This is a genomic window from Silvania confinis, from assembly GCF_025564085.1.
In the GTDB taxonomy this organism is placed as follows: domain Bacteria; phylum Pseudomonadota; class Gammaproteobacteria; order Enterobacterales; family Enterobacteriaceae; genus Enterobacter; species Enterobacter confinis.
In genome coordinates, this window is sequence record NZ_JAMGZJ010000066.1 from 108,315 (window position 1) to 118,964 (window position 10,650).

The 10,650-nt window shown below is 53.1% G+C and carries 11 protein-coding genes, 2 tRNA genes and 1 rRNA gene; 5 read left to right on the forward strand and 9 right to left on the reverse strand.

Annotation, left to right across the window (positions count from 1 at the left end; all coding sequences use genetic code 11):
• The first annotated feature begins 10 nt into the window (after positions 1 to 10).
• A complete protein-coding gene (locus M8013_RS03620; RefSeq protein ID WP_271266467.1) occupies positions 11 to 781 on the forward strand; it encodes an amidohydrolase in 771 nt (256 codons plus the stop codon).
• 92 nt (positions 782 to 873) lie between these two features.
• On the opposite strand, the gene M8013_RS03625 is transcribed toward M8013_RS03620, so the two are convergent.
• Together M8013_RS03625 and dnaQ are read right to left on the reverse strand one after the other, a co-directional pair.
• A tRNA-Asp gene (locus M8013_RS03625) sits at positions 874 to 950 on the reverse strand.
• 130 nt (positions 951 to 1,080) lie between these two features.
• The gene (gene dnaQ / locus M8013_RS03630) at positions 1,081 to 1,824 is read right to left on the reverse strand and encodes a DNA polymerase III subunit epsilon (RefSeq protein ID WP_271266468.1); all 744 of its coding nucleotides are present in this window, start codon (positions 1,822 to 1,824) and stop codon (positions 1,081 to 1,083) included.
• 145 nt (positions 1,825 to 1,969) lie between these two features.
• Here dnaQ and rnhA point away from each other — a divergent pair, with 145 nt between their 5' ends.
• A complete protein-coding gene (gene rnhA, locus M8013_RS03635) occupies positions 1,970 to 2,437 on the forward strand; it encodes a ribonuclease HI (RefSeq protein ID WP_271266469.1) in 468 nt (155 codons plus the stop codon).
• Here rnhA and M8013_RS03640 read toward each other — a convergent pair whose 3' ends face one another.
• Positions 2,438 to 3,154, reverse strand: coding sequence for a class I SAM-dependent methyltransferase (locus M8013_RS03640; RefSeq protein ID WP_271266470.1), 717 nt, complete (start codon positions 3,152 to 3,154; stop codon positions 2,438 to 2,440).
• 31 nt (positions 3,155 to 3,185) lie between these two features.
• On the opposite strand from M8013_RS03640, the gene gloB reads away from it, so the two are divergent.
• Positions 3,186 to 3,941, forward strand: coding sequence for a hydroxyacylglutathione hydrolase (gene gloB, locus M8013_RS03645; RefSeq protein ID WP_271266471.1), 756 nt, complete (start codon positions 3,186 to 3,188; stop codon positions 3,939 to 3,941).
• Between the two features lie 71 nt (positions 3,942 to 4,012).
• Positions 4,013 to 5,380 carry a murein transglycosylase D gene (gene mltD, locus M8013_RS03650; RefSeq protein ID WP_271266472.1) on the forward strand — a complete coding sequence of 456 codons (1,368 nt, stop codon included), beginning with the start codon at positions 4,013 to 4,015 and terminating at the stop codon, positions 5,378 to 5,380.
• 50 nt (positions 5,381 to 5,430) lie between these two features.
• Here the strand turns inward: mltD and M8013_RS03655 are convergent, their stop codons facing one another.
• From M8013_RS03655 to M8013_RS03665, 3 genes are all read right to left on the reverse strand, one after another.
• Positions 5,431 to 6,201 (reverse strand): class I SAM-dependent methyltransferase, encoded by a 771-nt coding sequence (locus M8013_RS03655; RefSeq protein WP_271266473.1) that lies wholly within the window; start codon positions 6,199 to 6,201, stop codon positions 5,431 to 5,433.
• A 77-nt stretch (positions 6,202 to 6,278) separates the two neighbouring features.
• Positions 6,279 to 7,079 (reverse strand): endonuclease/exonuclease/phosphatase family protein, encoded by an 801-nt coding sequence (locus M8013_RS03660; protein WP_271266474.1) that lies wholly within the window; start codon positions 7,077 to 7,079, stop codon positions 6,279 to 6,281.
• 139 nt (positions 7,080 to 7,218) lie between these two features.
• On the reverse strand, positions 7,219 to 8,394 hold the full coding sequence (locus tag M8013_RS03665) for an MFS transporter (protein WP_271266475.1): 1,176 nt from the start codon (positions 8,392 to 8,394) through the stop codon (positions 7,219 to 7,221).
• Between the two features lie 104 nt (positions 8,395 to 8,498).
• On the opposite strand from M8013_RS03665, the gene yafC reads away from it, so the two are divergent.
• Positions 8,499 to 9,401: a DNA-binding transcriptional regulator YafC gene (gene yafC / locus M8013_RS03670; protein WP_271266476.1), complete on the forward strand. Its 903-nt coding sequence runs from the start codon at positions 8,499 to 8,501 to the stop codon at positions 9,399 to 9,401.
• A 31-nt stretch (positions 9,402 to 9,432) separates the two neighbouring features.
• Here the strand turns inward: yafC and dkgB are convergent, their stop codons facing one another.
• From dkgB to rrf, 3 genes are all read right to left on the reverse strand, one after another.
• Positions 9,433 to 10,236 carry a 2,5-didehydrogluconate reductase DkgB gene (dkgB, locus tag M8013_RS03675; protein WP_271266477.1) on the reverse strand — a complete coding sequence of 268 codons (804 nt, stop codon included), beginning with the start codon at positions 10,234 to 10,236 and terminating at the stop codon, positions 9,433 to 9,435.
• Between the two features lie 163 nt (positions 10,237 to 10,399).
• Positions 10,400 to 10,476, reverse strand: a tRNA-Asp gene (locus M8013_RS03680).
• Positions 10,477 to 10,531: 55 nt separating this feature from the next.
• Positions 10,532 to 10,647 (reverse strand): 5S ribosomal RNA (gene rrf, locus M8013_RS03685).
• Between the last annotated feature and the right edge of the window lie 3 nt (positions 10,648 to 10,650).

Here is a 10,650-nt window from a genome sequence, read left to right on the forward strand (position 1 = left end):
GAGTCTTACTGTGCCTGGTTTGAAGATTACGCTTTTGCAACAACCGCTGGTGTGGATGGATGGCCCCGCCAACCTGCGCCATTTTGATCGTCAGCTGGAAGAAATTGTCGGGCGCGATGTCATTATCCTGCCAGAAATGTTTACTACCGGGTTCGCCATGGAAGCCGCAAAGAAGTCGATGCCGCAGGACGATGTCGTCGCCTGGATGCAGGCCCGGGCGCAGCAAACCCAGGCGTTAATCGCCGGTAGCGCCGCATTACAAACCGAACGCGGGCCGGTGAACCGTTTCCTGCTGGTTGAGCCAGAGGGTAAGGTGCATTTTTACGACAAACGCCACCTGTTCCGGATGGCCGACGAGCATCAGCACTATGAAGCGGGCAACGAACGGCTGGTGTTTGAGTGGCGCGGCTGGCGCATTCTGCCGCTGGTCTGCTATGACCTTCGCTTCCCGGTGTGGTCACGTAACTGCAACGATTATGATCTGGCGCTGTATGTCGCTAACTGGCCTGCGCCGCGTTCGCTGCACTGGCAGGCGTTGCTGACAGCGCGCGCCATTGAGAACCAGGCGTATGTCGCAGGCTGCAACCGGGTAGGCACCGATGGCAATGGTCATCATTATCGCGGCGACAGCCGGGTGATTAACCCGCAGGGCGAGATCATCGCCACCGCCGAGCCGCACCATGCCACACGCATTGATGCAGAGCTGTCGCTAACAGCGTTGAGAGAGTACCGGGAGAAGTTTCCTGCCTGGCAGGATGCGGATCCGTTCAGCATCAGTTAATTACGCTCGGGCGGCGCATGCGTCTGCCCGATTTAACGACGCGCTGAAACGACAAAGGCCTGAGTCATTGCTGACTCAGGCCTTTTGAATAGTGGCGGAACGGACGGGACTCGAACCCGCGACCCCCTGCGTGACAGGCAGGTATTCTAACCGACTGAACTACCGCTCCACTGTGTTCCGTTGGGAACGAGGCAGATAGTACGGTTTGCCTCGGATCCCGTCAATGCTTTTTCTCTGCTTTTGAATCACTTGCTGCAAAAATCGCCCATACGCTTATTTTACCAGCATTTGCGGCGGATTTATCCGCGCCAGAGGCAGCTACCGCCCTTCTTCTGCACCAGATCCAGCCGGGATTCATGCGCCACTAACTCTTCATCGCTGGCTAAAATAACCCGTAAGGCATCTGACTGACGCACAATGCGTTGGATCCCGCCTTCGTTTAACCGCTGCTGTGCATCACTGTCAGAACTAAAAGACAGCGCGGTCTGACCGCCGGTCATCAGCAGGTAGACGTCTGCCAGGATCTGGGAATCGAGCAGTGCCCCGTGCAGCGTTCGTTTGCTGTTATCTATTTCGTAGCGCGAGCATAACGCATCCAGGCTGTTACGCTTGCCGGGGAACATCTTCCTCGCCATCGCCAGGCTGTCGGTCACCTTACAGAAGGTGTCGGTCTTCGGCAGCCCGCGGTTGAGTTTATTAAACTCGTAGTCCATAAAGCCGATATCGAACGAGGCATTATGGATGACAAGCTCGGCGCCCTTGATGTACTCGATGAACTCATCGGCGACGTCAGCAAAGGTGGGCTTATCGAGTAAGAACTCATCTGCGATGCCGTGAACGCCAAAGGCTTCGGGGTCCACCAGCCGATCCGGCTTCAGGTAAACGTGGAAGTTATTCCCCGTCAGACGGCGGTTGATGACCTCGACGGCACCGATCTCGATAATCTTGTGCCCTTCATAGTGGGCACCGATCTGATTCATACCGGTGGTTTCGGTATCGAGGACGATGATCCTGTCAGCGCTAAGTGTGTCTGCAATGCTCATTCTGTAGGCCTGTTCTTTTCAACGGCGATATTGTAAACAACCTGGCCGGGCCTTCAAGGGCTAATTCGCCGCACCTCTATTTTGCAGTGCCGAAGCCGGTCATTTATGTCAGACTTGCCGTTTTCATCACAGGATGTCTGCCAGGATGCGTAAACAGGTAGAAATTTACACCGACGGTTCTTGCCTCGGCAATCCGGGCCCCGGGGGTTACGGTGCGATCATACGGTATCGCGAACATGAAAAAACCTTCAATGAAGGCTATCGCCTGACCACCAATAACCGCATGGAACTAATGGCGGCGATTGTGGCGCTTGAGGCCCTGAAAGAGCACTGTGATGTGGTGCTAAGCACGGACAGCCAGTATGTGCGCCAGGGGATCACCCAGTGGATCCATAACTGGAAAAAGCGCGGCTGGAAAACCGCCGACAAAAAACCGGTTAAGAATGTCGATCTCTGGCAGCGCCTGGATGCGGCGCTCGGTGAGCATAAGATCCAATGGGAGTGGGTGAAAGGCCATGCCGGCCACCCGGAAAACGAACGTTGCGACGAGCTGGCGCGCGCGGCGGCCATGAATCCGCAGCATGAAGATGTAGGCTATAAGCCGGAGGCCTGATCAGGGCTTACGATATTGTCGCGTGGCGCCTACGGCGGCACGCAGCCGGGTTCTGGATTTACTTTGCTTCATTGGATTGAGTGTCAGGGGAACGGTTCGCTTGCGCGCGACAATCACCTGCATACAGCCCAGCGCCGGCAAATGGGTACTGAGCATCTTCCCGCCCTGCCGCGTCCACGGCACGACCTGAAAACCGCTCTGGTGCATCACCTCAAAGTTGAGCAGCGAGAGCCAGTCTAGCTGGCGCATCAGGGTAAACATGCGGCTGTTGTAAGGCGGCGTGCGGCGCAGCACTGGCACCAGCTTTCGCATCCCCATCAGGCTCATCGGATTAAACCCACTGATCACCAGCCATCCATCATCAATCAAAACCCGATCGACCTCGCGTAATAGACGATGCGGATCGTCGCACCAGGGCAACGAATGCGCCAGCAGGCAGGCATCAACGGATTTTTCAGCAAAGGGCAGATGCAGCGGATCGGCTTTCACCTGCACCGGCTCTCCTCCCAGCGAGACATTGACCTGATGTGAAATTGCGCAGCTTTCCGAGTTGATTTCCGCGCTCAGATTGCCAATCTTAAGCAGGTGAAAACCATACATTTTCGCGAACCAGGGCTTAAGCTGCTGCTCAAGTGCTTCGCGATAATATTCGCCCCAGGGCAATTCCGCCCAGTGTTCCGGTGCGATAACAATCTGAGGTATCCTTGCCGGTTTCATCAAACACCCGCCACGCTATGAGAGGTAATGTATGAATCTTATCAGTATTCCTGCTTTTCAGGACAATTACATCTGGGTTTTAACCGATGACTCCGGTCGCTGCATTATTGTCGATCCGGGCGAGGCCGAACCGGTATTAAACGCAATTGAGCACAACCAGTGGCAGCCGGAGGCGATACTGCTTACTCATCACCACCGCGATCACGTCGGTGGCGTAGCGGCACTTTGTGCAAAATTTCCGCATCTGGTGGTTTATGGTCCGGCAGAGGCAAAAGATAAAGGGGTTACACGCGTAGTTGAAGATGGCGAAAAGTTCGTCATTCTTATGTTGGAATTTTCTGTAATTGCCACACCGGGTCACACATCCGGACATATTTCGTTCTTCAGTTTTCCTTATCTTTTTTGTGGCGACACGATGTTCTCCGGCGGCTGTGGCCGTCTGTTCGAAGGCACGCCAACCCAGATGTACCAGTCCTTCCAGAAAATTAACGCACTTTCCGACGAGACGTTGATTTGTTGCGCACATGAATACACTTTAGCAAACATGAAGTTTGCAATGCACATTCTGCCAGAGGATCGTGCAATTCAGGATTATTACCTTAAAGTGAAGGAGTTACGTGCAAAACAACAAAGCACACTCCCTGTAATTCTGAAAAATGAGCGTAAAATAAATTTATTCTTAAGAACCGATGACATTGATTTAATTAATAAAATCAATGAAGAAACAAATATGCAACAACCTGAGGCCCGTTTCGCGTGGTTAAGGGCAAAGAAAGATGTGTTCTGACAATTGCGGGTTGCCTTTTCAAAAATTCGTCGTTATCATCGCTCGTCTTTTAAGCAACTATTGACACACACATGAAGGCAAAAGCGATATTACTCGCCTCTGTCCTGCTTGTGGGTTGCCAGGCGTCGCAAAACGCCGGCAACGTACAACAGCACGCACAGAGCCTTTCTGCAGCTGGTCAAGGGGAAGCAGGGAAGTTTACAAGTCAATCGCGATGGGCAGACGATGGGACGTCTTTCGCACAGGATCAAGACTTGTGGGCCTCTATTGGCGACGAGCTAAAGATGGGAATTCCGGAGAACAACCGGATACGCGAACAGAAACAGAAGTATTTAAGAAATAAGAGCTATCTCCACGATGTAACTTTACGGGCAGAGCCGTATATGTACTGGATAGCAGGGCAAGTTAAGAAACGTAACATGCCTATGGAACTGGTACTACTACCCATAGTGGAGAGCGCTTTTGACCCGCACGCAACGTCTGGTGCCAACGCCGCAGGGCTTTGGCAGATCATACCGAGCACTGGGCGAAATTATGGATTGAAACAGACCCGCAGCTACGATGCGCGTCGTGATGTGGTCGCTTCGACGACTGCCGCTCTCGACATGATGCAACGTCTGAACAAGATGTTCGACGGTGACTGGCTGTTGACTGTCGCTGCGTATAACAGCGGCGAAGGTCGTGTACTGAAGGCAATGAAAGCGAATAAAGCACGGGGCAAGCCCACCGACTTTTGGTCGCTTCCACTGCCACGGGAAACTAAGCTGTACGTACCGAAAATGCTGGCATTGAGTGATATTCTCAAAAACAGCAAACAGTACGGCGTGAAGCTGCCGACTGGAGATGAAAGTCGTGCGCTGGCGAGAGTCCGTCTCAACAATCCTGTTGAACTGAAACAGATTGCGGATATGGCGGGCATCTCGGTCACCAAACTGAAGGCCTTTAACGCAGGTGTGAAAGGCTCTACGCTTGGTGCCAACGGGCCGAAGTACGTCCTGGTGCCACAAAAACACGCGGAACAACTACGCGTATCGCTCGCTTCGGGTGAAATTGCTGCGGTTCAGTCTACGCTGATCGCCGATAATTCACCGGTTAACAGCCGTAGCTATCAGGTACGTTCAGGCGATACGCTTTCAGGCATCGCATCACGTCTGGGTGTGAGCACGAAGGATTTGCAGCAGTGGAATAATCTGCGCGGTTCTTCGCTGAAAGTGGGTCAGGACCTGACGGTTGGCGCGGGTAAAAGCGCGCAGCGTCTCGCCAGCAACGACGATAGTATTACCTATCGTGTGCGGAAAGGTGATTCGCTATCCAGTATTGCGAAGCGTCACGGCGTGAACATCAAAGATGTGATGCGCTGGAACAGTGATACTGACAACCTGCAGCCTGGCGATCGGATCACGCTGTTTGTGAAAAACAACGCGACACCGGATTCCTGATTTCAGAGACAGATATAAAAAGGCACCGATTCCCCCGGTGCCTTTTTTGTTTATCCCGCTTTCTGCGCTTCAGCCAGGATCGTATCACTGGTAAATGAACCCTCTTCCTGCAGTTCAAAATACGCTTTTACCTCGGCTGAGGCACTCTCCTGATACAGACGAATGGCCTGGCTCAGGGCCTCCGGCGTGCGCATACGCGCGATCCATGATGAGAATTCCAGGGTCAGCCTGTCAGTCTGCAGCGAGCGCGAAATCAAGCCAGCATCGGTGAACATCGATAACCACTCACCACTGGAATAATTACGCACATGAGACGTGTCGCGCAGCGCTTCGACCGTTTGTAACCACACATCGCGTACCGGATGACCCGGTGACATGATATCCATGATAATCACCGTCCCGCCCGGTTTCAGCACCCGTTTAACTTCACGCAGCGCCTGCCCGACATCATGCCAGTGGTGTGCAGAGTAACGGCTAATAACGACATCGAAGGATTGATCGTCAAAGGGTAAGGATTCAGCATAACCCTGCCGGGTAGCCAAATTTGCCAGTCCCTTCTCTTTTGCGGCTTCTGCCACAACCTCCAGCATCTGACTGGATAAATCGTATGCCGTCACCTGAGCGACCTGCTGTGCCGCCACAAAACTGGCATGACCGGCACCACAGCCTAAATCAAGGACGCAAGCGTTGGGAAAATCGGCCAGCCTTTCTGCCAGACGAACCAGATCGCGCCCGGATGCATGCACCGCGCTGGTGAGATAGGCTTTGGCCTGAGAGCCAAACTGTTTTTCGACGTTGTCATGATGGGACTGTGTTGTCATTTTGCTGTCCTTCGGTTTGTAGAAAAATAAAGGGCAGCACCTGCGCAGGTCTGCCCCATGGCAGACCTGACCGACCTTTATCTCTCAGGTTTGCCGGGACTGAATTCGACGAGTAGCGGATTGTGATCGGACGCACGGGTCACCAGCACTGAGGCTTCGGCAACGTTCAGACCACGATAGAAGACAAAATCGAGAGGACGGCCAAACGCCTTACGACGCTGGTCATCGGTAAAACGGACTTCGCGCAGCGACATCTCACGTGCAAAGCGGTACAGCGCGTTCATCCGCGGACGACTCCAGGCATTGAAATCACCGGCCATCACCACCGGACCACTGTGATGGGCGATCTGATCGCCAATAGGGAGCAATTGCTTACTGTAAACATCCACGCCAAGGCTGAAATTGACCGCGTGAATATTCACCACCATCAGCAGCCGGGTATCCGGCAACGGGTAGACGGTGACAAGCGCTGATTTAGCCAGCCGCAGGATCGGTTCACGTTCACGCAGTGGGCAACAATAAACCGGATGGGCGGCAGAGAGGGTCATCACCCCCGATGGATGCTGAGGCAGAACAAATGCCGGAACCTGATCTGCGGCAAGATAGTTAGTGGTCGCAAACCTTACCAGTTCCGGCGTGGCTTGAGCCTCCTGCAACAACACGAGATGCGCATCCTTGCCAAAATTCTGCAGGACGGACAACCATTCAGCGCGCTGCTGCTTAAAAATATTCCAGACCAGAACCCGAATTTTTGCATCGCTACTCAACGGGGCTCCAGCGGGTAATGCCTGCCCAATGCTCGCAAACGACCCCGGAGGTAAAATTCTCTCCGCAGGTTGCCCGGCAACATAACGCATAGCATAGGTATTTTTTCGCACTGTTTGAAACGACCTCTATAACCAGAACCCGTCCAGGAAATGGAACGGGTTCTATTGTTATAGGGTTTTAAGCTCATACTTTCAACGCAATTACAGATAAACCGCTTTTTGGTTATGTAAGCAAGTGCTTACCAGGAACTCATCCGAGCGCGATGCGAGCGAGTTTGTCCAAGCGTCCGCTCAGACCAATCAACAGAAATGCTGCGAGAACGATAACGGCGCCAATCCACGGCGTTTGCGCCAGACCAACGTGTTCAACCGTCTGACCACCAATAATAGACCCTAACGCGATGCCGACGTTAAACGCGGCGATGTTCAGTCCGGAGGCGACATCCACGGCGTTTGGCGTATACAGTTCCGCTTTTTGTACGACATACACCTGTAAGCCCGGCACGTTACCAAAGGCAAACATCCCCATTACCAGTACTGTGGCCAGCGCGGCATACTGCATGGATGCGGTGAACTGGAAGATCAGTAGCAGAACAACCAGCGCGGCAAAAATAATCTTCAGTGCCGGCACTGCCCCATGTTTATCGGCAAGCTTTCCACCCCAGACGTTACCTATCGCTACCGACACGCCGTATCCCAGCAGGATCCAGCTTACTGCGCTCGGTGAGAACCCGGCCAGCTCCTGCATCATCGGTGCCAGAAAAGTAAAAGCGGTGAACACGCCGCCGTAACCCAGCGCAGTGATGGCATAGATCATCAGCAAACGTGGGTGCGTCAGCACTTTCAGCTGGTCACGCAGAGTCGCTGCCGCACGACCGGGGATATTCGAAGGGATCAGTATCAGGCTGCTGACTAATGCGATTACCCCAAGCAGTGACACCGCGAGGAAGGTTTCACGCCAGCCAAAGTGTTGGCCGATAAAGGTACCCAGTGGAACACCGGTAACCAGCGCGACGGTTAACCCACCAAACATTATGGCAATAGCGGAGGCCGCTTTTTCCTTTGGCACCAGGCTTGTTGCGATTGTCGAACCGATGGAGAAGAAAACCCCATGAGCCAGCCCCGTCAGCAGACGGGCAACGATCAGCGTCGAATAATCAGGTGCCTGCCACGCGAGAATGTTTCCTGCAGTGAAGAGAACCATCAGCCCCATCAACAACTGCTTACGCGGTAGGCGACCGGTCAGGGCGGTGAGTACCGGTGCGCCGATAGCGACTCCGAGGGCGTAAATAGAAACCAGCAGACCCGCAGAAGGCAGCGAGATGGCAAGCTGATCAGCGATGGTCGGCACCAGACCGACAATAACAAATTCGGTCGTGCCAATTGCAAAGGCACTGATCGTCAGGGCAAGTAGCGCCAGAGGCATATAAAACTCCGTATCAACAGGATTAAGATGACACGGAGTATGCGCCAGTGTTTAAATAACAAAAATGCTCAAAGTATCAATACAATTTTGCGGATTAAGCAACAATGAAAGCAACCTCTGAAGAACTGGCGATCTTTGTCGCCGTCGTTGAAAGCGGCAGCTTTAGTCGAGCCGCAGAGCAGCTGGGGCAAGCCAATTCAGCGGTGAGCCGGTCGGTAAAAAAACTGGAGATGAAGTTGGGTGTTAGCCTGCTTAACCGGACCACCCGTCAGCTGAGCCTTACCGAAGAAGGTGAACGTTATTTTCGTCGGGTGCAGTCTATCCTGCAGGAAATGGCTGCTGCAGAAACAGAAATTATGGAAACACGCAATACGCCACGGGGATTGTTGCGTATTGATGCCGCCACGCCTGTCGTGTTGCATTTCCTGATGCCGCTGATTAAACCTTTCCGGGAACGTTATCCGGAAATGACGCTTTCACTGGTGTCGTCAGAGACGTTTATTAACCTTATTGAGCGCAAAGTAGATGTGGCTATCCGCGCCGGTACGCTCACTGATTCAAGCCTGCGGGCACGCCCACTGTTCGCCAGCTATCGGAAAATTATCGCCTCTCCGGCATACATTGACCGTTTCGGGAAGCCAGAGACAATTGAGGAGCTAAAACGGCATCTGTGCCTGGGCTTTACTGAACCAGTGTCACTGAACACCTGGCCCCTTGCCTGTCATGATGGGCAGCTTCATGAAGTGACCAGCGGTTTATCTTCGAATAGCGGTGAGACGCTAAAGCAACTGTGTCTGGCCGGGAACGGCATCGCCTGCCTGTCGGACTATATGATTAACAAGGAAATTGCGCAGGGCGAGCTGGTAGAACTGATGGCGGATAAACGGCTGCCGGTCGAGATGCCGTTTAGCGCGGTTTATTACAGTGACAGAGCGGTGAGTACCCGGATCCGGGCATTTATTGACTTTCTGAGCGAACATGTCAAACAGCTCCCGAAGGAGCTGTGAGAGGGTTAAGGACGCAGAGGGGGGGGTTAAATCAATCCCACTTCGGTGCCAGACCTTCCGGGCTCACCAGCCGATCGTCGCAGTCGAGTGCGGCGATCGCTTTTTTATCGTCCTGATCCAACTGCAGATCCTGTGCCAGCAGGTTACTTGCCAGATTTTCCGGTTTGGTTGAAGAAGGGATCACCGCATACCCCTCTCCCATCGCCCAGGCCAGAATAACTTGTGCCGCGGTTGCGCTGTGTTTGGCCGCAATACGTAGAATGGTTTCGTCTTTCAGTGCTTTGCCGTAAGCCAGCGTCATATAAGACGTGATATGGATGCCGCGCTGCTGCGCCCATTCCACCGCCTGGCGGTTTTGCAAATAAGGTGAAAGTTCGATCTGATTGGTCGCGATATTTTCTGCGCCCACTGACACAATAGCTCTTTCCATCAATGGGATAGTGAAGTTTGATATTCCGATTTCACGCGTTAACCCCTGCTTTTTCGCTTCCATCAATGCTGCCATAGACTCCTCTACTGCAACTGCATCATTTGGCGACGGCCAGTGGATCAAGGTGAGATCAACATAATCGGTACCGAGTTTTTTCAGGCTCTCAACCAGGCTGGGAATTAATTTATCCTTGCTCAGGTTCTCAATCCAGATCTTGGTGGTAATAAATAGTGCATCACGCGGGACGCCACTCTCCGCGATTGCCTGCCCGACGGCAGCTTCGTTATCGTAAATTTGTGCTGTATCAATCGTACGGTAGCCCAATTCAAGCGCGTTTTTAACGGATGCGATTACAACGTCGTCTTTCAGGCGGAAAGTGCCCAGACCAAATGCAGGGATAGCCATTGAATGCCTCTTTTCTTTGTCGTGTTTGTTAATGAAGAGGATTATTTATGCTGTGGCTATGTGAAAAAAGAGGGTATTAAGCAGAGGATTTTTGCGTTAAACGCAATAATTAAACGACAGATAAGAAAAAAGCCCTGAGCGTTAGCTCAGGGCTTTCAATAAGTGGCGGAACGGACGGGACTCGAACCCGCGACCCCCTGCGTGACAGGCAGGTATTCTAACCGACTGAACTACCGCTCCACCGAAGACTTCTGTAACCACCGGTTTATTGCCCCGGTTTACTACTTAATTTGATGCCTGGCAGTTCCCTACTCTCGCATGGGGAGACCCCACACTACCATCGGCGCTACGGCGTTTCACTTCTGAGTTCGGCATGGGGTCAGGTGGGACCACCGCGCTAAAGCCGCCAGGCAA